Here is a 22,434-nt window from a genome sequence, read left to right as displayed (position 1 = left end):
AGGCCGGCAGAGCCCGGACGTTCGGCGCGGATCGGGCGGGGTCGGTCGGCGTGATGTTCGGCCTCGGCGCGGCGTTGCTGATCGGCATGGCCGGCGGCGCGAGCGACTCTGCGCGCATGATCCATCGGCGCGGTCAGCTGCAGGCCGCCGTCGATCCGGGGACGCTCGCCGGCGGCAACGCCCTGAAGCTCGCGGCCTCGAGCCGGGCTAGCGTTACCGGCGTGACCAACCCTCTGCGGACCAACCGCATCATCAGCGACAACGCCCGCATGATCCTGGGCACGATCTCCCTGCCGGCCGGCCGCCTCGTGATCGATTCGACGAGGCCCGTCGCCGATCAATCCGCCTACACCGTCGTGGTGACGCAGCAGGTCAACCTTTACGAGGGGCCGAACCTCTACCTCAACGCGAATGACGAGGGCACCGGCGTGCCCGCACCGAAGGGCGTCCGCCCGCTCTCCGGCAAGCTGATGCCCACCCGATGAGCGCGCCTCCGTCACGGACTTGCACGGCGGAGCGGCCAGCGGCCCGAATCCGCGACTTCGCCGGTGACGGCCGGGGCACGTCCTCTGTCGAGTTCGCGCTCGTCGCGCTGCCCTTCATCGCGGTGCTCTGCGTGATCTTCGAGGCGGCCTTCCTGTTCCTGTCCCAGCAGACGCTCGACGTCGCCGTCGACCGGGCCTCGCGCGCCCTGCGCACGGGGGAGTTCCAGGATCGCGCCGACGGGACCGACCCGGCCGACCGGCTCCGCCGGATCATGTGCGGGCGGCGGACCGTCTTCTTCCGCTGCGACGACCTGCGCCTCGACCTGACCCGGACCGGCAGCTTCGCGTCGAACCAGATCCCGCCGGCCTACGACGGCCAGAAGAAGGACTTCGTCGTCAGCTTCGGGACCCATTTCGAGTGCCCCGAGGGCAGCGACGTCGTGGCTCTGCGCGCGGCCGTGCCGGTCACCCGTCCGTTCAGCTTCCTCGACGTGAGCGGGAGCGCGATGGCGGGCGGGCGGCAATTGCTGACGACGACGGCGATCTTCCGCACGGAGCCCTACAGCGGCAAATCGTGCACATGACCGGCGCGAGCATTCGCAGCGCCACAAACGCGGCCTTTCCTCAGATCGCGCGGTCGAACCTGATTTCATCCGTCCGTCCCGTCGGATACACACCCTGTGCAACGCCGCGTACCGCTCCCGTCGACGCGTCGAAGGGGTGCGGCTCCAAGGATGTCATTCGTGGAACAATACCTGACCTCCGCGTTCCTCCTGTCGCTGCTTCAGATCGTCTGGATCGACATCATCCTGTCCGGCGACAACGCGGTGGTGATCGCGCTGGCCTGCCGCGGGCTGCCCGAGCGGCAGAGGCGCATCGGCGTGTTCCTCGGAGCGTTCGCGGCGGCGCTGCTGCGCATCCTCTTCGCCGTGATCATCTCCTACCTGCTGGCGGTCCCGCTTCTCAAGGTCGTCGGCGGCCTCATCCTCCTGCACATCGCCGTCAAGCTGGTGCGCGGCGAGGAGGAGGACGAGAGTGAGGTCCGGGAGCATGCGAGCCTGCCGAAGGCCATCTGGACCATCGTGGTGGCCGACGCGGTGATGAGCTTCGACAATGTCGTCGCCGTCGCGGGCGCCGCGAAGGGCCACGACGAGCTCTTCATCATCGGCCTCGCGCTCTCGGTGCCGCTCCTCGTGGTCGGTGCCAGCCTGATCACCCGCCTGATCGACCGGTTCCCGATCCTGATCTGGTTCGGCGGCGCGCTCCTCGGCTGGGTGGCGGGCGAGATGATCGCGTCCGACCGCCTCGTGCAGCAATACGCGATCGAATCCCTGCCCGCCGCGCTGCAGGGCGGCGTCCATTACGCGGCGGCGGCCCTCGGCGCGGCCCTCGTCGTCGGCATCGGCCACGTGCTCAAGAGCAAGAGCACGGAGGACGTCGCGCACGAGCAGGCGCAGGCGGTCGGCAAGGCCGAGGCCGACGTGCTCGGAGGCTGAGGCGGGGAGCCGGGCCGGCCCCGAGCGCATCGTCCCGACCGGCGGGAGGCGGCCCGCAACGCGGGTCCGACCCTCTCGGTGTCACGCGCGGCTGCGGATCCCAGTCCTCAGGGCGCCAGGGGCGCCGGCGGCGCGAGGCCGATCTTGCGGGCGACCCGCTTGCGGATGTCGCTGAGCGGCCCCCAGAACAGCAGCAGCAGGGCGAGGATCATCAGCGTCGAGACGAGGCCGTTCGAGAAGAAGACCGAGAGGTCGCCGCCGGAGCCGAGGAGCGCCTGACGGAATGCGTCCTCCGCGCGGTCGCCGAGGACGAGGGCGAGGACGAGGGGCGCGAGCGGGTAGTCGAGCTTCTTGAACACGTAGCCGACGACGCCGAAGACCAGCATCAGCCAGATGTCGAAGCGCGACGACTCGACCGTGTAGGCGCCGATGGCGCAGACGACGAGGATGATCGGCGCCACGAGCGCGAACGGGATGCGCATGATCGCGGCAAAGACCGGCACGGTGGCGAGCACGATCAGCAGGCCGGCCACGTTGCCGAGATACATCGAGGCGATCAGGCCCCAGACGAATTCCTTCTTCTCGACGAAGAGCAGCGGCCCGGGCTGGAGCCCCCAGATCATCAGGCCCCCGAGCAGCACCGCCGCCGTCGCCGAGCCGGGGATGCCGAGCGCCAGCATCGGCAGGAGCGCCGAGGTGCCGGCGGCGTGGGCCGCGGTCTCGGGCGCGAGCACGCCCTCGATCTCGCCACGGCCGAAGGCGTCCGGCCGGCGGGAGAAGCGCTTGGCGAGACCGTAGCCCATGAACGAGGCGGCGATCGCGCCCCCCGGCGTCACGCCCATCCACATGCCCACGACCGAGGACCGGATCAACGTCGCCCAGTAGCGGGGCAGCGCGGCCCAGGTGCGCAGGACCACGGCGAGGTCCATCGCGGCCCGCTTGCCCTTGAAGTGCAGGCCCTCCTCGATGGTGAGCAAGATCTCCGAGACGCCGAACAGGCCGATCACCACCACGAGGAAGTCGAAGCCCTTCATGAGTTCCGGCGAGCCGAAGGTGAGGCGCAGGTCGCCCGAGATCGTGTCGAGTCCGACCGCCGCGAGGAGGAAGCCGAGCGCCAGCGAGGCGACGATCTTGGCCTTGTTCTCTCGGCCCATTCCGATGAACGAGCAGAAGGTGAGGAAGAAGACGCCGAAGAATTCGGCCGGCCCGAACCGGAGGGCGAACTTGGCGACGAGGGGCGCCACGAAGGTGATCAGCACGACGCCCGAGAGCGCGCCGATGAACGAGGCCGTGAAGGCCGCCGTCAGCGCCTCGCCGGCACGGCCCTGCTGCGCCATCGGGTAGCCGTCGAACGTCGTGGCCACCGACCACGCCTCGCCCGGGATGTTGAACAGGATCGAGGTGATGGCGCCGCCGAACAGGGCCCCCCAGTAGATCGACGACAGCAGGATGATCGCCGAAGTCGGATCCATCCCGAAGGTCAGCGGCAGCAGGATCGCGACCCCGTTCGGGCCGCCGAGGCCCGGCAGCACGCCGACCACGATGCCGAGCAGCACGCCCACCACCATGAACAGCACGTTGTGCCACGTCAGTGCGACCTGGAAGCCCAGGAGGAGCTGGTTGAGGTCGTCCATCGCTGATCCTTCGTGGATGCCGCCGACGTGGCTGTCAGTAGCCGAGCATCGTCTCGATCGGCCCCTTCGGCAGCGGGACCCGGAACTGGAGCTCGAACACCCAGAAGATGACGAGCGGCGTGAGCACGACCGCGAGGAGCGTCTGCCACCACCGGAACGAGCCCAGCATGATCATGAACAGGGCCATGAACAGGGCCGAGGCGACGTAGATGCCGACGAAGGCGATTGCCAGGACGTAGAGGAACAGCGGCAGGAAGACCTGGGCCACCATGCGCAGCTGGCCGTAGGTGACGAACACGCTCTCCTCGCGGCGGAAGGCGCTCCACAGGGTCGCGAGCGCGGCGATCACGAGGAGCCAGGCGACGCGTGCGGGAAAGAAGCCGTTCTCCGGCCCGTTGTCCCAGCCCGCGCCGCGGCCGTAGGAATCCCAGAGAGCGAGCGCCGCGACGCCCATCAGCATCAGGGACACGATGATCTCGACGAGGCGCCGCGAGATGCCGCGCTCGGGAATCGGAGTTGACACGTCCGCCATGACAGGTCTTTCGCGCGAAGAGGGGACCGGCCGGGATATATCCCGGGCCGGCCGGTCGGGCACTCAGTTCGTCGCGATGAAGCCGGCCTTGGTCATGAGGTCCTTGTGCTTGCGCTCGTCCTCGGTGAGGAAGTCGACGAAGGCTTGGCCGGAGCGGAAATCGGGAACGAGGGCGTTGCGCTCGAGGTAGGCCTTCCAATCCGGCGTCTCGGCAACCTTGCGGAAGAGCTCGACGTAGTAGGCCTGCTGCTCCGGCGTGACCTTGCCCGGCATGAACATGCCGCGCAGCATCTGGTAGGTTACGTTCAGGCCCTGGGACGCGCAGGTCGGGATGTCCGACCACGCCATGTCGGCCGTCACCTTCTGGGTGTAGGCCATCGGCTTCGGCGAGAAGACGCAGAGCGGCTTCACGGCGCCGGAGCGCCAGTTGGCTACCTCCTCGGCGGGATTGTTGACGTTCGCGTCGATATGGCCGCCGGCGAGTTGCACCGAGGCCGGCCCGCCGCCCTGGTAGGGTACGTAGGTGATCTTGACCCCGGCGGTCTGCTCCATCGTCACGGAGATCAGGTGGTCCTCGCGCTTGGAGCCGTTGCCGCCCGTCTTGAGTGGCGGGGCCGCGGACTTGGCGGCGTCGATGAAGTCCTTGGCGGTCTTGTAGGGTTTCGTCGCGTTGACCCAGAGCACGAACTCGTCCTGCGCCATCATCGCGACGGGCGTGAAGTCCTTCCAGCTCACCGGGAGCTTGGTGGCAAGCGGGGTCATGTAGATGCCGCTGGAGGTCGTGATCAGCTTGTGGGGATCCCCGGCCGACTTCTGGATGTCGAGCATCGCCTCGCCGCCGGCAGCGGCAGGCTTGTTGACGATGATGATCGGCTGCTTGACGAGATTGTTCTTCTGGATGGCGCCCTGGATCGTGCGCGCCATCTGGTCGGACGAGCCGCCGGGCGGGAAGGGCACGATGATCTCGATCGGCTTGGTGGGTTCCCAAGCATGGGCCGAGGCGATGGGCAGCATCGCAACGGCAATCGCGGCCTTCACGGCAAATCTCATGGCGTTTCCTCTCGAAGTGCTCTTCTCGGCACTGCTTCCGTCTTGACCGGACGACGATCGTTCCGCCCTCGGCCGTCCGATCGACCGGATCGTCACCGCGCGCGGCCTGCCAAACGGCTCCCCGATCGAAGGAGCCGGCCGCCGGCAACCCGCGCCGGTATCCCCGAAGACGCTCGTCGGCCTAGGTTTGAACTTTGTATTATTAGGTGTGAGGGCGCAAGCGGCCCGCCTTCGACCCGCGCCGCCAGAAGATCGGGCGAGCGCCCTTGCGCACCGGCCGGCTCAGGTATGGCGCGGCGTCGACGAGCTCGAGCGAGGCGGCGGCTGAACGATCCCGAGGCGATCCGAAGCATCAATCCGGCCGCGGCGAGGCAGTCTTAAGCAAATTGGCAAGAAACATCTCTGGGTATTTGAGTGCCATAAGAATACAGTCTTAGATTGCCATGATTTGGCCGCAAACTCTGCCTTCCCCTAGTGCCTTCAGTCTGTCGGTGCTCGGGAGTTGTGTATGAGCAGGATGCGGACGATGGGCGGCTCGCTCGCCCGGCCGCAGGACCGGTCCGCCCGGGATTCCCAGGCAGGCGCCCTGCCGAGGCGGGACGTGATCGTGCCCGGTCCGCTGAGATCCGGCAGACGGCTCCGAGCGCGCCCGAAGTACCCCCCGGTCTTCGTCCCTCTGATGGCGGCCCTCGCCCTCACGGCCGCTGGAACGGCTCTTCTGCCTCGCGGCGCGAGCGAGCCTCCGCCGATTCCTGTGGACGCCGAGGCGGCCAGGCTCCCGGACCTCGTCGCGGGATCGGCGCGAGTGGCGAGCGTGGGCGGCACCGGCGAGCCCGCCGCCGGACGAATGCCGGTCCTTGCCGCGGCCGGACCGTTGCCGGCCTTGGTTCGGGCGGCAGACATTCCGGATACGGCGCAGCCCCCAACATCCGCCGCGCACGCCGTCGGCGGCGGGGAGGGGGTCGAAACGCCACCCGAGCCGCGAGCGGATCGGATTGCGGGCGGTGGGGGAGGATCGGAGCCCGAGCCGCATTCCGGTTCGAGCGCGGCTTCGGACGAGAGGGTCCCCAAAGCGGCCGCGGCGGAGGAGGCTGGCGCGCGGAGCGGGAACAGCATCAACACCCCAGACGCGGCGCGCCCGCGCGCCGCCAAAGCTTCTCCGCTCGATCCGCCGACTGCGGCCGCCGGCCAGTCGCCGCCCGCCTTCGTCCTGCCGCCTGTCCTGCGGGATGCCGCACCCTCCGAGGGAGGCGGCGAAGCGACGGTCAGCTTCGCGCTCGGCGCCGGCTTCGTGCGCGGCACGCAGGCGACGCTCGCCCGGATCGGTCAGAAGCTGGAAGCGCGGCCGGGTCGAAACCGCGTGACGGAGGCCTGCCGCCAGGCCGTGGCGAGCGAGGCCTATCGCGACGGCGCGCGCCAGGTTGAAGTCGCCTCCGCGGGGCCCGAGCGCCGGACGCCCGGCGGCGGCCTCGCCGCGGCCGTGCGCGTGCGCATCACCTACGACCGCTTCCTGGGCTCTGCTGTCCGCGAGGCCACCCTGACCTGCGTGCTCGATCGCGCCGGCCGGATCGTCGAAGCGCGCGTCTGAGGGGGGACGAAGACGCGCCGGCGCCTAGCCGGTCGAGCGCGGCCTGCCGTGTCGGTCTCGCGGACCCGGGATGCCACCGCCGGGAGCGGGCCTAACCGACACGTCCTTGCCGGATCAGGTGGCGGAGACGGAGGACCTCACATTGAGGGAGCAACCTCTTCGTCTTGCATGTTAATTCCGCCTGCAAAAAAATTATACCCCCAAAGGTACCCCCCGAACAATCGGCCCGCTGCTGCCGGAGCGGGCGGAAAGTTTGCGCTCAAGCTTACTGGGGCGGCTTCTCTCGAACGCTAAAGCTTTCCTAAAGCTTGCGAATGGAAGCGTCCTGCACCCGCTCAAGTCACTGAGAACCGAGCACCTTTGTGCTCTTCGGCAGAGCCTCCGGCAAAAACCGATGTTGTGCAGCGGCAGCGAGCAGCTGCTCACAAGCTCCTTGAGACCACACCGAGCGCCAGCACGACGTAGGCACCGATGAAGAACCACGTGCGGTATTTCACGACGGTAGGCCCGATCGTCGGGATCTTCAGATAGAGGCTCGCAACCGCCAGCCCGATCAGGATAACGGACAGCAGGAACGTCACGAGGCGCGGCGGCGAGAGGCTCAGCATGGGAGCAGTCTCGCCACACGTGGTTGAGGAGTGGTGAAGGCGGCGATCCATACCAGCCGCCCTTCTACCGGCCTGCTTCCTTCGCGATGGCGGCCAAGCCTCGCTCATAGACGCGGGCGATGAAGGTCACAGCCTCCGCGTCGCTCACCGCGTCGGCATCGAAAGTGGCTCGCCAGGTGACCAGCGATCCCTTGCCGCTCGGCGTCACAGCGATGGTCGAGCTGTAGTTCTTCACTGGCACAGGGCCACCGAGCAGCCGCGAGCTGTAGCTCATGCTGCCCTCATCACGATCGGTCTCGACTTCGACGATGATGCTCTCGCGTTCAGTCGTGAAGAGCCCCCGCACCGGCAGGGCAGCGGCACCATCCTCTTCATCCTCCGAGAGGAAGCAGCGCTTCACCTGCGGATGCCAGCGCTCGATGGCACAGAAGTCACCTATGATCGCCCACACCGCCGCAGGTGGCGCCGGGATGTCGAGGTCTCGGATGACCTCCAGCGCAGAGCTGCCGGTGCATTGAGCGAGGAGAAAGGCAGCCGAGCCGAGGATCTGCGCAACCGTGTTCATGCCGGCACCTTAGCGGTCGTCGGAGGCGCCATGCTCATCTCGCAGCGAGCAGCAGCGGGGCATCCAGTCTCAGTGTCTCGCCAGCGGCACCGTGCCATGAGCCCGCATGATCCGCATCATCAAGCACATCATCGTCGAACCCAAGCCTGATCGCTCCGCCTGTAGCGCCCGGATCGAGGCAGCGGTTAGGGCCACCTTCCCAGAAGCGACGACCGAGATTGTTCAGGGCCTGCTCGACGACGATCTCGTGGTGGAGGTGCGGCTTCCGCTGGCGCAGCTCGATGAATGGCGAGCGGCCAGAGCACGGTGGGCGGACTTCAGCTGCCCTGAAGGTGAGTAGGGTGACGGATCTTTTATCCTAGGAGGAGGTCAAACAACTTAGATGGCCCCGCCGTGGTCAAACAGACGAAGGCGATCAACTTACCTGTGGGAAAACCTGTATCCCATATGGCGCCGATTGCGTGCAACAAACTGAATCGTAGATGTATAGGCGGGAAGCAAAGAGGGTTCCGCCGTGTCCGACACCGCTGAAAATGCCAGCAACAATCACATCGATCTGACGGTCGACATTGTCTCAGCGTACCTGTCCAACAATCACGCATCCGTGGCGGATCTGCCGGGGCTGATCGCGAGCGTGCATGCCGCCGTGTCGGGCCTGAGCCAGAGCGCTGCACCCGGTGAGCCGGAGATCAAGTTGACTCCAGCGCAGATCAAGAAGTCGATCACGGCCGACGCGCTGATCAGCTTCGAAGATAGCAAGCCCTACAAGACGCTGCGCCGCCATCTGACCATCCGTGGGCTGACGCCTGAGAGCTACCGGGAAAAGTGGGGTCTGCCGCGCGACTATCCGATGGTGTCGGCCTCCTACTCGGAGCAGCGCTCCTCGCTCGCCAAGAGCCTCGGCCTCGGCCAGCAACGCAAAAAGGCGGCGACGAAGGCCTCTACGTGGGCCGAGACGGTGAGCGCGCCGGCACCTGCCGCCGAGGCGCCGAAGGGCCGCGGCTCCCGCAAGAAGGCAGCTGATGCGCCCGCCAAGCCGCGCAGCCGGCGCAAAGCAGTCGAGCCTGTCGCCGCTGAATAGGTTCTCCCCGCGACTGAATTGACCTTCAGCATACCAACTGCGGGGCTTCCGTAGTTTCAACCCTCCGATTTCAGCCCGCCCGGTTCGCCGTGGCGGGCTCTTTCGCGTGTGCGCAGCAGACGGAAGCCCGCCAGTGAGAACGTCGAGCGCCCGGCGCACGACGTGCAGCGAGAAGCAGCTCACTTCCGCTTGCGTGCCGCAGCCGCTCGCTCCTGCTCAAGTATCATCATTGCGATGTGGCTGTCGGGTGTGCTGGCCACGCGAAGTGCGACGCGCCAGGCCTCATCCCTCGACAGGCGCCCAGTGAATGCGAGTTGCTCTGGATCGTCGGTGAACTGCAGCTGAGCGATCATCAGCCCATTCGCATCCTCGACGCGGAAGGCGTCCGGAAGCTCGACCATCCGCCAGGGTGGTTCGAAGTGGTCAGGTTCGGTCATGGCGAGTGCCATAGAAGCATCATGCCGCCGAGAGCTAGTGCGGCCGGGATTACCGCGACCGTCAGCATGAGGCGGGCGACTCGCTCGGCTCGGTCCTCGATCATAGCGTCTCCGGCCGGGCCAGCATGAGCGCCGTCCTGACGGCGATGCGCTTCAGGAACTCTGAGGCATCGGGATCATGGGCGCGGTCACGCAACTGAGGGTGCGCCTGGACTGCTGCCGCCATGTTGACCCTGTAGATATCTGCGAACACGACGAACTCGTCCAACGCTCCGGCTACGTAGTCCGTGATGGCCGTGTCGATTTCTTCCTCGCTAATCTCTTTGGCTTTGAATAGCTCGCTGATCGTAGGTGTCTCAGCCACAATGCGCCTGCTCCGGTGCGGGAGCCTGAAATGCCGTGCGTCCCATCGGGGTTCCTATTGGTGGCGCTTACCAGCGCCTCACGGCCGCAGCGATTATCACAGCCATGTCGCTACGGCCGGCGAGCAGGATCTCGCTCCCGCCGTTGGCGTTGATGTCGGCAACGCAGGCACGGCCATCAGCCACGCCACGCTCGCGGTAGTCGCCGTCCTGATCCACTAGCTGCATCTGCACTGTCCCACGTTCCTAAAGGTGGCCCAGCCGTCTCGACAGAAGGCACTGCGCCTCCCGAGCTAACGAACCTCCGCATGTTCGGCGCAGCGCGTCCGGTATCGAGACCAAGCTCGCTCTGCCGACTGCTGGCCGCAGGTCTCGCATACCTGCAGAGAGCGCGACCAGGTTCGCTCCGTCACCTCGGCTGCGAGATCGAAGTCGGCCCCCAACCAATCGGCCTTGGGACCGATGATCAGGTGCAGACCGGCGCAGTGCTCGCGGGCCACCCGCACGACGACGGCGCTGTCCCTCACCGCATCGAACGCGTCGTTGAGGATCTCGGTCCAGCCGGCGCCAACCCAGACCTGCGCATCATCGGCGAGCAGATCCGGATAGCGCTCGCGGATCTCCGCTGCATCGATGCGAGGCATCTTCTGAGGTGCAAGCTTGCTGTCTACGGCTGCGCGACCCGCCGCGATGATCTGCCTGGCTGTGGTCTCGTCGAGATCCTTGCCGAGGTCGACCAGCCTGGAGATCTCCTGCGTGAGCCGTGCGCCTTCGGGTGTGTCTCGCCCCGTGGCCCGGCGCTGTTCGATGCGCTTGCCCATCTCGTTGCGGAGGATGTCACGGGCGAGGCCGAACAGGATGGCAGGCGGGATGGTGGGATCCATCCCCTCCCTCTCGCAGCCTGCGAGCAGCACGGTCAAGCCGAACAGCAGGTGCAGTTTGGACGCGCTGCGGGCACAGCAGTCCGCGTCCTTACACGCGTCGCGTGCGACGACCTTCATCATCTCATTCGGCAGCGGCCGTTGCAGCTGCAGAGCCCCTGTGATCGGCGCCTCAAGCCAAGTGCGCCACTCGTCCTCGGTGGTCAGCAGCACCGACGTCGCCCTGGGTGCACAGCTCCAGCGCAGTGGTGGGAGTGCTCAGCCCTCAGAGGCCCCGCGGAGAGCCAGCTCGTGAGGCTCGCCGATGATCTCGATCAGCCCGACTGGGCCGCCGGGCACAGCGTCGTCGAACACCCCGATCACGAGCCGGCCGGTGTACCAGGCGAAGGTGTCAAGGTTGGTCCGGCCAGCGTAGAGCTTGGGCCCGTCGGCGAACTGATGATGACCATGGACCACGTGCAGATCGCCGTGACCGCCCGCGAACCCGTCCGGGTAGAGCATCCAGAGGCACTTCCTCTCGCTTTGCAGGTCCAGGGCGATCATGGGGTCAACGCCGGCATGAACGAACAGGCGGCGACCATCCCGGAGCACGATCGGGAGGCGATCAAGCCAGTCGAGGTGCTCGCGGGGAACGACCGATAGATCGACGCCTCCGGCCATGGGATGGCCGTAGGAGAGCAGGGTCTGCGCCCCACCATTCTCCATCCACCACCCAACGGCCGCCTGCCCGCGGCAGACACTGACCATCATGTCTTCGTGGTTGCCCTTCAGGGCGATCCATTCCTGGCCCGCTGGCGGGCCTGCTATGAGCGCGTCGATGATCTGCCGGCTTTCAGGACCGCGATCGACGTAGTCGCCCGTGAGCACAACCGTGCCGCCGCCACGCTCCGTGATGGCAGCGATCGCCTTCGTGAAGAGGTCGAAGCGGCCATGTAGGTCTGCGATGGCGTAGGTTGGCATGACGACGATCCTCGCTGCGCGACGTGAGGCTCAGACAACGCACAGCACGGCAATGCTTTGCCGATGCGACTGCAGGCGGCGATCGGCGCGCCAGCCTGCAACCTCAAGACTGTAAGTAGACGAGGTTTTTGATGGCTGCCCTGTCGTGACTTGGTCAGACTAGATCAATGTGCCTTTGGAAAAGCAGACTTTTTCTGCCGGCACTAATTGCCGGCAAGTATGATTTTTGCAGGTGTATGAGACAAGAGATCGAGGAAGGAGTTCTTCATGTCTGACACCGCCGAAGCAGCAAGCAGCAACCACCTCGATCTGACGGTCGACATTGTCTCTGCATACCTGTCCAACAATCATGCATCCGCGAGCGACCTGCCGGGGCTGGTCGCGAGCGTGCATGCTGCCTTGGCGGGCTTGAGCCAGAGTGCTGCACCCGGTGAGCCGGAGGTCAAGCTCACGCCGGCGCAGATCAAGAAGTCGATCACGCCGGAGGCGCTGATCAGCTTCGAGGATGGCAAGCCCTACAAGACGCTGCGTCGTCACCTGACGATCCGCGGCCTCACGCCCGAGAGCTACCGGGAGAAGTGGGGCCTGCCGCGCGACTACCCAATGGTGTCGGCCTCCTACTCGGAGCAGCGCTCCTCGCTCGCCAAGAGCCTCGGCCTTGGCCAGCAGCGCAACAAAGCGGCGACCAAGGCTGCCGCGACCGCTGAGACGGTGAGCGCACTGGCACCTGCCGCCGAAGCGCCGAAGGGCCGGGGCACTCGCAAGAAGGCGGCAGAGGCTCCCGCGAAGCCGCGCACACGCCGCAAAGCTGCCGAACCTGCTCTCGCAGAGTAGGACCGCGGGGGCCGGCACAGGTCAGGCTTGTGCCCGCCCCTCACGATGATCAGTGGCCATACATCCGGTAAGCGCGGAACTCGCTGGCTGTGATTGGCCGGCCGCATCGGCGCATCTGATGGCGCAAAAGGCGGAGGCAACAGCCAAGCACTTAGAAGATCTTCCGCAGCATCAGGTCGGTGCCGGCCACGCGGAATGCGCCGTCGTCGAGGCGCTCGACGCGTGAGCCGTCTACAAGTGCGTAGCGCGTGAAGCCATGAGGCCGCATGAAGCCGCCGTAGTTCCGGTTTCGCAGGACGGCCTGATACTTCACGACCGTGTAGGCCTCACCATCGGAGCCCAACGCGTCGAACTGGTCGGTCTGCTCGTCCATCGTCGCCTCGCGGATCGCCGCAGAAGGGACGGATCGTCTACGATTCGCGCTCTCCGTGGAAGTCTGCCCTCCTTGGTGACGCGTCCGCGATGGTGAGTTTCTCTCTGGGGGATGGATGAAGAAGGAGATCGCGGTTCTCAACAGCCTGCGCGAGCGCGTCGCCGACGCTGAAGCGCCAGACCGCCAGCTGTTCATCGACGTCTGGTTTGCATGCACGGGCACGCAGTCGCCGGACACGAAGGTTCGCTTCGCCGTGCTTCTGGACGCACTGGCCTGGGCCGACGCTGCTCTCCTGCTTGCCACATGCGCTCTGCCAGGCCAGCGCCTCGAACTGTTCTGGTCGGCAGGTGGCGGCAGAGCGCTGAGCGTCGTTGGTGCAAGCGCGAGCGAAGACGGTGCAGCTGCGGCAGCCTATCACTCCGGCAGGGTCGGGCTCGCCATCCTGGCAGCCGTCCTCGATTGCCTGACGGAGCGGTGAGCTTGCTCTAGGTGGCATTCGGCGCAGACCGCTCAGCTAACGGGTCAAAGCGACCTGAGCGCCGCTGAGATGGCGTGACGGGCGCGAAGCTCGTCAGCGCGATCGGCCTCGAAGGCTGTCACGGCATCGATGTACCGCTCACCGCGGTCGAGTGCCTCGGTCAGAAGCTGCAGGTCAGCGGGGCTCGTGATCGCGGCCTTCAGGAAGTCTGGCGGTGTGTAGATCACCTGCCCAGTGGCAGCGGCCACGACGCAGAACCCGCTGCCGCGCTGCTCGATAAGATGATTGGCCAGCCTAGCATCAGCCCGAGTAGCCGGGGAAAACATGAAACTCATTGCACTCACGTGTGTCTCACGGTCAGCCGACGAAGATCGGCGCCGTGCTACCATCATATGGTGCACTGCACACCATTTCGCTTGGCTTGGCTGTCCGTGGGAGACGCGACAATCGGCCTTCGGCGCGAGCTGAGTGCTCGGGCACACGCGGGCATGTCGCGTCGGTGAGGCCTTGATCTGCGCACAGCCCTCGCCTCCACCACGAAAGGTTCTGTGCCGAACGCGCTGAGGAGCGTAATCGCCGCGGACCCGCTCTCACGCTTCCATCAGCGCCGAGACGTGCGCAGCCACGGACGTGGACAAGCCGATCAGATCGTAGCCGCCCTCAAGCACGGACACGATGCGTCCGCCGCAGACGCGGCCAGCGATTTCCATCAGCTGTCGCGTTGCCCAGCCGAAATCCCGCTCGGTCAGGTTCAGGTTGGCCAGCGGGTCACGCCAATGCGCGTCAAAGCCAGCCGAGATCAAGACGAGATCGGGCCGAAATGCCTCCAGCCGCGGCAGCACGGCGGCCTTGAGCGCCTCGCGAAACACCGCTCCGTCATCTTCGGCGGCGAGCGGCACGTTCAGGATCGTGCCGTGCGCACCCTGCTCTCCTGCGGCTCCGGTCCCGGGGTAGAGCGGCATCTCGTGGGTGGAGCAGTAGAGCACGCTGGCGTCGTTCCAGAAGATGTCCTGCGTGCCGTTGCCGTGATGAGCATCCCAGTCGAGGATCGCGACCCGCTCGGCTCCGTGGACGGCCTGGGCGTGGCGCGCCGCTATGGCGACCGTGTTGAAGAAACAGAAGCCGGTGGCTCTGGCTCGCTCGGCATGATGGCCGGGCGGCCGCATGGCCGAGAAGGCGTTCTGCACCTGTCCGGTCATGACCTCGTCCACGGCCTGCAGGGCGCCTCCGATGCTGCGAAGCACTGCCTCGAGGGTTCCCATCGACAGAGGGGTGTCGACGTCTGCGCGGAGTGGTCCGCCACGGCGCAGATCCTCAATCACCATCTGGACGTAGCGTTGCTCATGGGCCCGGAGGATGGGCTCGACAGGGGCTGAGGGCGCCTGCTCGCGGACGAGAGCGGTGAAGCGCTCCTGCTCAAGGCTGCGCTCGATCACCCGGATGCGGTCCGCCCGTTCCGGATGACCGGGCTCGGCCAGGTGGTTCAAGGCTGCGGCATGGTGGAGGTACAGAGTGGTCATGCCGGGCCAGCACCCTCCGTCTTTCGGCGCACTGTGGCAGTTCGACGAACACCCAGGCCCGCTTCTGGCGGCAAAGGCAGTTTCCTTCCCATGCTGAAGGTTACCACGCCAGATCGGGGCGCGAGGATGACCGCGGCTGTTTTCGACAGCAGAGTCCGCGCGGGCGGTGATCCGCGCCTGGCATCGAAAATTCGCAGCGTATTCTGCGGGTCTGACCATGAGCGTGGCGGTGCTCCTGCCGCCAGGATCGTTCATCCCCGATCAATGCAAGATCGCCCCGGCTGTCGGCCGGGGCGCTCCTCGTGCGGGGCGAAGCTCTCAGAAGAAGCCGAGCTTCTTCGGGGAGTAGCTCACCAGCATGTTCTTCGTCTGCTGGTAGTGGTCGAGCATCATCTTGTGCGTCTCACGGCCGATGCCGGACTGCTTGTAGCCGCCGAAGGCCGCGTGGGCCGGGTAGGCGTGGTAGCAGTTCGTCCAGACGCGACCGGCCTGGATCGCCCGGCCGAAGCGGTAGGCGCGGGTCCCGTCGCGGGTCCAGACGCCGGCGCCGAGGCCGTAGAGCGTGTCGTTGGCGATGGAGAGGGCCTCCTCGTCGTCCTTGAAGGTCGCCACCGAGAGCACGGGCCCGAAGATCTCCTCCTGGAAGATCCGCATCTTGTTGTGGCCCTTGAACACGGTCGGCTTCACGTAGAAGCCCTCGGCGAGATCGCCCTCCTGACGATTGCGCTCGCCGCCCGTGAGCACCTCGGCGCCCTCCTGCCGGCCGATGTCGATGTAGCTGAGGATCTTCTCCATCTGCTCGCCGGAAGCCTGCGCGCCGATCATCGTGGCGGGGTCGAGGGGCGAGCCCTGCTTGATCGCCTCGACGCGCTTGATCGCCTTCTCGATGAAGCGGTCGTAGATCGACTCGTGCACGAGCGCGCGGCTCGGGCAGGTGCAGACCTCGCCCTGGTTGAGGGCGAACATCGTGAAGCCCTCGAGCGCCTTGTCGAGGAAGTCGTCGTCCTCGTTCGCCACGTCGGCGAAGAAGATGTTCGGCGACTTGCCGCCGAGCTCCAGCGTCACCGGGATGAGGTTCTGCGACGCGTACTGCATGATCAGCCGGCCCGTCGTCGTCTCGCCGGTGAAGGCGATCTTGGCGATGCGCGGCGAGGAGGCCAGCGGCTTGCCGGCCTCGAGGCCGAACCCGTTGACCACGTTGAGAACGCCCGGCGGCAGCAGGTCGCCGATCAGTTCCAGCACGACGAGGATCGAGGCCGGGGTTTGCTCGGCGGGCTTCAGCACGACGCAGTTGCCGGCGGCGAGCGCCGGGGCGAGCTTCCAGACCGCCATCAGGATCGGGAAGTTCCACGGGATGATCTGGCCGACGACGCCGAGCGGCTCGTGGAAGTGGTAGGCGACCGTGTCGTGGTCGATCTCGGAGATCGAGCCTTCCTGCGCCCGCACGCAGCCGGCGAAGTAGCGGAAATGGTCGATGGCGAGGGGGATGTCGGCGTGGGTCGTCTCTCGGATCGGCTTGCCGTTGTCCCAGGTTTCGGCCAGGGCGATCAGATCGAGGTTCTCCTCCATCCGGTCGGCCATCTTGTTGAGGATGCGGGCGCGCTCGGCCGGGGACGTGCGGCCCCAGGATTCCTTGGTTCCGTGGGCGGCGTCGAGGGCCTTCTCGATGTCCTGCGCGTCCGAACGGGCGACCTCGCAGACGACGCGGCCGGTGATCGGGGAGGTATTCTCGAAGTAGCGGCCGTTGACCGGCGGGACCCACTGGCCGCCGATGAAGTTCTCGTAGCGGGCCGAGAAGGGAGATTTCGTGGTCGAGCCTAGAAATTCCGGCTTGTTCATGGGTGTCTCCTCCGTCGGGCGTCTTGTGCGCTGTGTTCTTTCTCGGCCGCAGCCAATGGCATGCGTTGTCACCAGCCTGGCAGCGAAATACCGCCGCTAATGGCGTTCACCCGCGTTGCCGGGTCGATGCGCCACTGATGAGGCCCTGCTGCCAGGCATGCGGAATTAGACTGCTGTCGAGTGCGACAGCTCCTATCGCAGCTGTGACGGTGTGTATTGATTCAAATCAAGTCGCTCAAAAATAACTCGCGCGGGGTGCTGACCGTGGAAGCGCGACCCTGCTTTCGCAGTTTGAGGCTCGGTACCCGAACGCCGCTACTGCCTCTTTGATGCGGAAGGACATCCGGGCAGCATCTCAACCAGGGCATTGCCCTACCTTCGGGACGGCGTGCCGGGGCAAAAGCGAGAGCGCTCAGATACCGCTCATTAGCTTTGATGTTGTAGACATCACTCCTACCCCGTTGTACATCTAGATGGCCGTGGGTAAGCTGCCATGATCACCGCCGCTCAGATGCGTGCCGCACGAGCTCTGCTGGGCATCGATCAACGCCAGCTCGCCGAGCTGTCCGGCGTCTCGTTGCCGACCATCCAGCGCATGGAAGCCAGCGACGGCAACGTTCGGGGCGTCGTCGACACGCTCACCAAGGTCGTCGAAGCCTTCAATCGTGCCGGCATTGAGTTGATCAGCGACAACATGATCAGCCGAGAAGGTGGCCGTGGCGTCCGCCTCATGCAGCCAAAGAGCCCGACCGGCGGTCCAGCCTGACCTCCCAGTCCTCGCGACAGGCGCGCCTGGCCTTCTCGGCCCGCGTCTCCGCCGCGATCAGGAGCCAACGCAGATGATGGTTCGGAGCCGTCAGCCAACCTTCCTCGAGCTGTTCACCCCGAAGCTCGTCACAACTCTGCAGGGGCACTATCGGCTGAGCGACTTCCGGGCCGACGCCGTTGCAGGCCTGACCGTCGCGATTGTTGCGCTGCCGCTCTCCATGGCCATCGCGATTGCGTCCGGCGTTACCCCAGATCGGGGCCTCTACGCAGCCATCGTCGGCGGCTTCATCGTGTCCGCGCTCGGCGGCAGCCGGTTTCAGATCGGCGGTCCCGCTGGTGCCTTCATCGTTCTGGTGGCTGCCACGGTGGAGCATCACGGCGTCGAGGGTCTGATCCTCGCAACCTTGCTCTCCGGGCTGATCTTGCTGGCTATCGGCCTCCTAAGGCTCGGCACCTTCATCAAGTACATTCCCTATCCTGTCACCATCGGCTTCACCGCAGGCATCGCGGTGATCATCTTCGTCAGCCAAATCAAGGAGCTGCTCGGGCTCACGCTTGCAGGCAAGGAGCCAGGACAGCTTGTCCCGAAGCTTCAGGCACTGGTTGAGGCAGTGCCAACGGCCAACTGGGCGGCTGTACTGACCGCGGTGATCGCTATTGGGCTGATCGTGTCCGTGCGACGATATCGTCCGCACTGGCCCGCGTTCCTGATCGCAGTCGGCTTAGCCTCGGGTCTGGCTTGGGCCGCAAATCTGCCGGTTGAGACGATCGGCAGCCGCTTCGGTGGCATTCCGCGTGCTCTCCCAGCCCCATATCTGCCTGCGCTCTCGCTTGAGAAACTCGCAGCGGTTCTGCCAGCTGCTCTCTCCTTCGCACTTCTCGGTGGGATCGAGAGCCTGCTCTCGGCCGTCGTAGCCGACAGCATGAGCGGGCGCCGGCATCGCTCCAACTGCGAGCTCGTCGCGCAGGGAGCAGCCAATGTCGCCTCGGCCCTGTTCGGTGGCCTCTGCGTCACCGGCACCATAGCTCGGACAGCCACCAACGTGCGCTCCGGTGCGCGCAGCCCCGTCGCGGGCATGCTGCACGCGCTCTTTCTGCTGCTGTTCATGCTGGTGGCCGCGCCGCTCGCGAGCTTCATCCCGCTTGCTGCCTTGGCGGCGGTTCTGGCTGTTGTCGCCTGGAACATGGCCGAGAAGCATGAGTTCGGGACGCTCATCCGCGCCTCGCGTGGTGACGCAGTGGTGGTGCTAGCGACGTTCCTGCTCGTCGTCTTTCGTGACCTCACCGAAGGCATTCTGGTCGGCTTTGGCCTTGGGACTCTTTTGTTCCTGCATCGCATGGCACAGGCGGTCGATGTCGAGCGCCCGCAGCCGATGATTGAGGAGGACAGGCCTGATACTGCCGCCGTGGGTCTGGATGCTTCTGGCCCTTGTTCGACTGCGAGCGACCCGGATGTCGTGGTCTGCCGGATCTCAGGGGCGTTCTTCTTCGGCGCTGCAGCCGCTGTGGGAGCTGCCCTCGACCGCATCGGTGAGCACCCCAGGGCTTACATCATCGATTTCTCGGGTGTGCCGTTCCTCGATTCGACGGCAGCCGCCACGATCGAGGGCTTTGCGCGCAAAGCGCGACGGCAGGGAGCGACGGTGTACATTGCAGGTGCTCAGCCAACTGTTCGGCGGGCCCTGTTGACCCACGGCGTCAAGCCACCTGGCGTGCGGTTCCGATCAAGTGTGGCAAGCGCGCTCACAGCAGCAGAGAGATAGGCGCTCACGGAGGGGGAGGTTTGTATGAAGCAAGGTCGCGGCGCTACCCTATCGACATCGGTGATGCTGGGGACGGCACTCCTTCTGCAGCAGAATCCGGCGCGGGCGCTGGAGCCGCATGCTCAGCGTGGCGCGGCCTTCGTCCAATCCAACTGCGCCCGCTGTCACGCTGTCGGGCGCGTGGGGAGCAGCCCCCTCGCAGAGGCGCCTCCGTTTCGCACCCTCCACGAGCGCTATCCGGTCGAGAACTTGGCCGAAGCTTTGGCTGAGGGCATCACGACTGGGCATCCGTCCATGCCGGAGTTCAGCTTAGATCCAGGCCAAGTGGACGACGTGATTGCCTACCTGAAGACGCTCGAGAAGTAAGCTGCTCAGGCCGGTGTGAAATCTTTCGGAGGCGCATCAATCCCGGCTCTGAAGCTTCGCGCGCGGATTGCCTTTTAGGGGTGGGTTACCTCACGCGGCTGTCTTGCCGCTTCTCCGCCGCGGGGGCCTGCTTGGCGAAGACCTCCCGCACATGCTGCCGAGGCTGCTCAGCATAAGGCCCCTGGCCCACTCGCGGCGGCCCTCGTCCACCCAAGCGCAATATGGCGTTGCAGGAGACTGCAGCTATGTGGCGGGACAGCCGCTGACGTGAGTGCTCTGCGCATGTAACGAGCTTCCCGCTGCGAGCCTTCCTCAGGCGGCCAGCAACTCGTCGGCAGGGCCGAAGAACTCGTAGTGGATGCGGTCCGAGCGAACGCCAGCAAGGGCCAGACCGCTCACGAACGTTCTCAGGAAGGGGCGCGGGCCACACAGGTAGAAGTCCGCCTCGCCAAGCGGCGTATTCGCCTGAAGCCACTCCACGCTGATCAAGCCGGCATGGTCGTAGTCCTGCCCCCGGCGGTCCTCCGGCCGCGGCTCGACGTAGAAGGTTGTGGCCGTGATGTTCCGGTGAGCTTGTGCCAGCGACCTCACCTGCTCCTTCATCGCGTGCGTCGCGCCGTTCAATGTGCCGTGCACGTACTGGACCTGCACGTTCGGGTGCTGGCTCGCGATGGTCTCCAGCATGCTCATCATAGGCGTCAGGCCGACACCCCCACTCAGGAGGACGACCGGCCGCGGCGATTCCTCGTTCAGGAAAAACTCGCCCGCCGGCGGCGCCACCTTCAGGATCTGTCCTTCCCGCACCTGGTCGTGCAGCCAGTTCGACACGATGCCGTGGGGCTCCCGCTTGACCGAGATCCGGTAGGCTTCCTCGCTGGGCGCGCTGGAGATGCTGTAGTTGCGCTTCAGCGGGTGCTGGCCCGGGATGTCGATCCAGAAGGTCAGATACTGCCCGGGCTGGTGCCGCAGGACGCGTCCACCGTCTTCCGGACGCAGAACGAAAGACGCGATGATCTCGCTCTCACGCGTCCGGCCGTCGATCCTGAAGGCGCGCCACCCCTTCCATCCGCCTGGAGCTGCGGCATGACTCCCGTAGATTGCGGTCTCACGCCCGATCAGCACGTGCGCGAGGAACCAATAGGCCTCTCCCCAGGCGGCGAGGATCTCGTCGGTCGCGGCCGCGCCCAGCACGTCCTTGATGGCGCCCAGCAGCGCCTCGGCCACGTGCGGGTAGTGCTCGGGTAAGATGTTGAGCCCGACATGCTTCTGCGCGATGCGCTCCACGGCTGGAGCAAGCGCACCGAGGTTGTCGATGTTCTGGGCGTAGGCCAGGACGGCCGCTGCAAGTGCTTTGGGCTGCGAGCCGGTCTCACCATGGTGCGACTGATTGAAGAGATCGCGGATGTCGGGGTTCTGGAACATGCGCTCGTACATGCGCCGCGTGACGGCGAGGCCGTGTTCCTGCAGAGCAGGAACCGTCGCCTTCACGAGGTGAATGGTTGTGTCGCTGAGTGAACCTGTCATGGGATTTCTCGCAGCTGAGTTGCTGGGTGTCGAACCGCCGAGATCGTGTCGACATGTGGCGGCTTGGGGCCGCTGCTCTCCCGAGAGGCGTTCGAGCCGCCCTCGACGACAGACCCTCTTTGTCCGCCCGCCGCGGCATCTTCAGGCCGCCATGTCCACGATCTCGGCGACGTCACAGGTGTCGGCGCGCAGCCTCCAGTCGATGATGCCCATGTGCCGGCAGAAGAGGGCCTTGGCCTCGTAGAGGGCCGATACGTCCGAATGCGCGCGAACCACCGCTCGCTGCTGCACCACCCTGTGATCGTGGCCGGTGTCGTCGCTGACAACCTTGTGGAAGGTGACGAGAAATTTTCGCATCGCGCCGGCTCCTCTTGCGTCGGACCGGGCGAGCATAGCTGAGGCACCCGGTGCGGCCTTGATCCAGCTCAAGAGCCGCCCTGTGCTGCCGGGTGCGTATGCGCTTGCGCAGGGCATCGTGACGACCCGACCGAACAATGCACCGCGTATCTCCATTCCGATCTACCGCCACGGCCTGCTCGCGAATGAGCCGCCGGCTTCGCCTGTCGCGGGGCAGCCCGCACCGCCGATGTCTCATGACGGCAACGTTCGCCCATCGGGGCGGCCCTCACCGGCGGAGGAGCCCATCCTCCGCCTGCCGGGGTTGCACCAGCATCGGGCCACCCGAGTCGGCGCCAAGCTCGTCGACGCCTTAGGGCAGGGCACCCATGAGGCGCTTGGCATCCGTCAGGATGTTCTCGCAAGCGCGCTGATTGCCCTCGCGGTCCTCGGCGGCGGCCTCTTGGATCAGCGTACGGGCAGCCAAAACGTTCTCGCGGGTCGGCTTGAGCCGGGGTTCACTCGGCTGCTCCGCAAGGGGCTGTGGAAGCGCCTTGATCGAGCCTGTCGTCAAGGTGTGGCCAGGCTCAAGACCGGCAACCCGCACGGCGCCGATGCTGTCGAGGCGGCGCTCCAGGGCGCCGATCTGCTGCGCGCAGGGCGTTGCGAGGGCCGACAATGCCGTACAGCCAAGAATGGCGGAGGCAAGGATGAGGGTCGTGATGCGCATGGTTGTATCCTTTGGAGGTCGGGTAGGTAGCGACCGTACCGGACGCGGCCTTGTGCGCCGCAGCAGCCACGCTGGCCTTGATTTGCATCAAGGCGGGGCGCGCCCCAGTATTAGGTAAGAGTAGGTGCCCTCATGGATGGAGGGGCCGCGCAACTCTGCCTTGCGACGCAGGGGTGGGCCAACTTGTTGGCCATCTTGCTTCCGGGACGGATTGATTGAGATCA

26 protein-coding genes and 1 pseudogene are annotated in these 22,434 nt (G+C 66.0%); 11 read left to right on the top strand and 16 right to left on the bottom strand.

Annotation, left to right across the window (positions count from 1 at the left end):
* Positions 1–224 precede the first annotated feature (224 nt).
* The 3 genes and pseudogenes from DK389_RS33765 to DK389_RS02515 all read left to right on the top strand — a co-directional run.
* Positions 225–485: pseudogene (locus DK389_RS33765) on the top strand (hypothetical protein); the annotation flags it as partial.
* The gene (locus DK389_RS02520) at positions 482–1,069 is read left to right on the top strand and encodes a TadE/TadG family type IV pilus assembly protein (protein WP_109887299.1); all 588 of its coding nucleotides are present in this window, start codon (positions 482–484) and stop codon (positions 1,067–1,069) included. The pseudogene DK389_RS33765 and the gene DK389_RS02520, both read left to right, overlap by 4 nt.
* Before the next feature lie 150 nt (positions 1,070–1,219).
* Complete coding sequence (locus DK389_RS02515; RefSeq protein WP_109887298.1) at positions 1,220–1,981, top strand: TerC family protein; 762 nt, start codon at positions 1,220–1,222, stop codon at positions 1,979–1,981.
* A 107-nt stretch (positions 1,982–2,088) separates the two neighbouring features.
* On the opposite strand, the gene DK389_RS02510 is transcribed toward DK389_RS02515, so the two are convergent.
* The 3 genes from DK389_RS02510 to DK389_RS02500 all read right to left on the bottom strand — a co-directional run bounded on the left by DK389_RS02510 (position 2,089) and on the right by DK389_RS02500 (position 5,197).
* Entirely contained in the window at positions 2,089–3,615 is a 1,527-nt protein-coding gene (locus DK389_RS02510) for a tripartite tricarboxylate transporter permease (RefSeq protein WP_109887297.1), read from the bottom strand.
* Positions 3,616–3,649: 34 nt separating this feature from the next.
* A complete protein-coding gene (locus tag DK389_RS02505; protein ID WP_109887296.1) occupies positions 3,650–4,147 on the bottom strand; it encodes a tripartite tricarboxylate transporter TctB family protein in 498 nt (165 codons plus the stop codon).
* Positions 4,148–4,210: 63 nt separating this feature from the next.
* A complete protein-coding gene (locus tag DK389_RS02500; RefSeq protein ID WP_109887295.1) occupies positions 4,211–5,197 on the bottom strand; it encodes a Bug family tripartite tricarboxylate transporter substrate binding protein in 987 nt (328 codons plus the stop codon).
* Positions 5,198–5,705: 508 nt separating this feature from the next.
* Between DK389_RS02500 and DK389_RS02495 the strand changes: the two genes are divergently transcribed.
* Complete coding sequence (locus DK389_RS02495) at positions 5,706–6,785, top strand: hypothetical protein (RefSeq protein ID WP_162560451.1); 1,080 nt, start codon at positions 5,706–5,708, stop codon at positions 6,783–6,785.
* A 422-nt stretch (positions 6,786–7,207) separates the two neighbouring features.
* Here the strand turns inward: DK389_RS02495 and DK389_RS02490 are convergent, their stop codons facing one another.
* Positions 7,208–7,393 (bottom strand): hypothetical protein, encoded by a 186-nt coding sequence (locus DK389_RS02490; RefSeq protein WP_109887293.1) that lies wholly within the window; start codon positions 7,391–7,393, stop codon positions 7,208–7,210.
* A 64-nt stretch (positions 7,394–7,457) separates the two neighbouring features.
* The gene (locus tag DK389_RS02485; RefSeq protein ID WP_109887292.1) at positions 7,458–7,958 is read right to left on the bottom strand and encodes an SRPBCC family protein; all 501 of its coding nucleotides are present in this window, start codon (positions 7,956–7,958) and stop codon (positions 7,458–7,460) included.
* A gap of 106 nt (positions 7,959–8,064) precedes the next feature.
* Here DK389_RS02485 and DK389_RS02480 point away from each other — a divergent pair, with 106 nt between their 5' ends.
* Entirely contained in the window at positions 8,065–8,298 is a 234-nt protein-coding gene (locus DK389_RS02480; RefSeq protein WP_109887291.1) for a hypothetical protein, read from the top strand.
* A gap of 174 nt (positions 8,299–8,472) precedes the next feature.
* Positions 8,473–9,039 carry a Ros/MucR family transcriptional regulator gene (locus tag DK389_RS02475; protein WP_109887290.1) on the top strand — a complete coding sequence of 189 codons (567 nt, stop codon included), beginning with the start codon at positions 8,473–8,475 and terminating at the stop codon, positions 9,037–9,039.
* Between the two features lie 179 nt (positions 9,040–9,218).
* Here the strand turns inward: DK389_RS02475 and DK389_RS02470 are convergent, their stop codons facing one another.
* From DK389_RS02470 to DK389_RS02455, 4 genes are all read right to left on the bottom strand, one after another.
* On the bottom strand, positions 9,219–9,488 hold the full coding sequence (locus DK389_RS02470) for a hypothetical protein (protein ID WP_162560450.1): 270 nt from the start codon (positions 9,486–9,488) through the stop codon (positions 9,219–9,221).
* An 88-nt stretch (positions 9,489–9,576) separates the two neighbouring features.
* Positions 9,577–9,840 carry a hypothetical protein gene (locus tag DK389_RS02465; protein ID WP_109887288.1) on the bottom strand — a complete coding sequence of 88 codons (264 nt, stop codon included), beginning with the start codon at positions 9,838–9,840 and terminating at the stop codon, positions 9,577–9,579.
* Positions 9,841–10,131: 291 nt separating this feature from the next.
* Positions 10,132–10,932: a hypothetical protein gene (locus DK389_RS35160; protein WP_109887287.1), complete on the bottom strand. Its 801-nt coding sequence runs from the start codon at positions 10,930–10,932 to the stop codon at positions 10,132–10,134.
* 45 nt (positions 10,933–10,977) lie between these two features.
* Entirely contained in the window at positions 10,978–11,679 is a 702-nt protein-coding gene (locus DK389_RS02455) for a metallophosphoesterase (RefSeq protein WP_109887286.1), read from the bottom strand.
* A 267-nt stretch (positions 11,680–11,946) separates the two neighbouring features.
* On the opposite strand from DK389_RS02455, the gene DK389_RS02450 reads away from it, so the two are divergent.
* Positions 11,947–12,513, top strand: coding sequence for a Ros/MucR family transcriptional regulator (locus tag DK389_RS02450; RefSeq protein WP_109887285.1), 567 nt, complete (start codon positions 11,947–11,949; stop codon positions 12,511–12,513).
* A gap of 151 nt (positions 12,514–12,664) precedes the next feature.
* On the opposite strand, the gene DK389_RS02445 is transcribed toward DK389_RS02450, so the two are convergent.
* Positions 12,665–12,886: a hypothetical protein gene (locus DK389_RS02445; protein ID WP_109887284.1), complete on the bottom strand. Its 222-nt coding sequence runs from the start codon at positions 12,884–12,886 to the stop codon at positions 12,665–12,667.
* 115 nt (positions 12,887–13,001) lie between these two features.
* Between DK389_RS02445 and DK389_RS02440 the strand changes: the two genes are divergently transcribed.
* Positions 13,002–13,364 (top strand): hypothetical protein, encoded by a 363-nt coding sequence (locus DK389_RS02440; RefSeq protein WP_109887283.1) that lies wholly within the window; start codon positions 13,002–13,004, stop codon positions 13,362–13,364.
* A gap of 44 nt (positions 13,365–13,408) precedes the next feature.
* Here the strand turns inward: DK389_RS02440 and DK389_RS02435 are convergent, their stop codons facing one another.
* The 3 genes from DK389_RS02435 to adh all read right to left on the bottom strand — a co-directional run bounded on the left by DK389_RS02435 (position 13,409) and on the right by adh (position 16,723).
* Positions 13,409–13,612 carry a hypothetical protein gene (locus DK389_RS02435; protein ID WP_162560449.1) on the bottom strand — a complete coding sequence of 68 codons (204 nt, stop codon included), beginning with the start codon at positions 13,610–13,612 and terminating at the stop codon, positions 13,409–13,411.
* Positions 13,613–13,954: 342 nt separating this feature from the next.
* The gene (locus tag DK389_RS02430) at positions 13,955–14,884 is read right to left on the bottom strand and encodes a histone deacetylase family protein (RefSeq protein ID WP_109887281.1); all 930 of its coding nucleotides are present in this window, start codon (positions 14,882–14,884) and stop codon (positions 13,955–13,957) included.
* A gap of 318 nt (positions 14,885–15,202) precedes the next feature.
* Positions 15,203–16,723 (bottom strand): aldehyde dehydrogenase, encoded by a 1,521-nt coding sequence (gene adh, locus DK389_RS02425; RefSeq protein WP_109887280.1) that lies wholly within the window; start codon positions 16,721–16,723, stop codon positions 15,203–15,205.
* A 493-nt stretch (positions 16,724–17,216) separates the two neighbouring features.
* On the opposite strand from adh, the gene DK389_RS02420 reads away from it, so the two are divergent.
* The 3 genes from DK389_RS02420 (at position 17,217) to DK389_RS02410 (ending at position 19,620) form a co-directional block, all read left to right on the top strand.
* Positions 17,217–17,489: a helix-turn-helix domain-containing protein gene (locus tag DK389_RS02420; protein ID WP_109887279.1), complete on the top strand. Its 273-nt coding sequence runs from the start codon at positions 17,217–17,219 to the stop codon at positions 17,487–17,489.
* Between the two features lie 73 nt (positions 17,490–17,562).
* Positions 17,563–19,254, top strand: coding sequence for a SulP family inorganic anion transporter (locus DK389_RS02415; RefSeq protein WP_109887278.1), 1,692 nt, complete (start codon positions 17,563–17,565; stop codon positions 19,252–19,254).
* Positions 19,255–19,317: 63 nt separating this feature from the next.
* The gene (locus tag DK389_RS02410) at positions 19,318–19,620 is read left to right on the top strand and encodes a c-type cytochrome (RefSeq protein ID WP_109887277.1); all 303 of its coding nucleotides are present in this window, start codon (positions 19,318–19,320) and stop codon (positions 19,618–19,620) included.
* Positions 19,621–19,932: 312 nt separating this feature from the next.
* Here the strand turns inward: DK389_RS02410 and hmpA are convergent, their stop codons facing one another.
* The 3 genes from hmpA to DK389_RS02395 form a co-directional block, all read right to left on the bottom strand.
* Complete coding sequence (gene hmpA, locus DK389_RS02405) at positions 19,933–21,144, bottom strand: NO-inducible flavohemoprotein (protein WP_109887276.1); 1,212 nt, start codon at positions 21,142–21,144, stop codon at positions 19,933–19,935.
* Positions 21,145–21,285: 141 nt separating this feature from the next.
* The gene (locus DK389_RS02400; protein ID WP_109887275.1) at positions 21,286–21,501 is read right to left on the bottom strand and encodes a hypothetical protein; all 216 of its coding nucleotides are present in this window, start codon (positions 21,499–21,501) and stop codon (positions 21,286–21,288) included.
* A gap of 352 nt (positions 21,502–21,853) precedes the next feature.
* Positions 21,854–22,210: a hypothetical protein gene (locus tag DK389_RS02395; RefSeq protein ID WP_109887274.1), complete on the bottom strand. Its 357-nt coding sequence runs from the start codon at positions 22,208–22,210 to the stop codon at positions 21,854–21,856.
* Positions 22,211–22,434 lie beyond the last annotated feature (224 nt).

The sequence above is a fragment of the Methylobacterium durans genome, from assembly GCF_003173715.1.
Classification (GTDB): domain Bacteria; phylum Pseudomonadota; class Alphaproteobacteria; order Rhizobiales; family Beijerinckiaceae; genus Methylobacterium; species Methylobacterium durans.
This window is presented reverse-complemented; position numbering and strand designations above follow the sequence as displayed.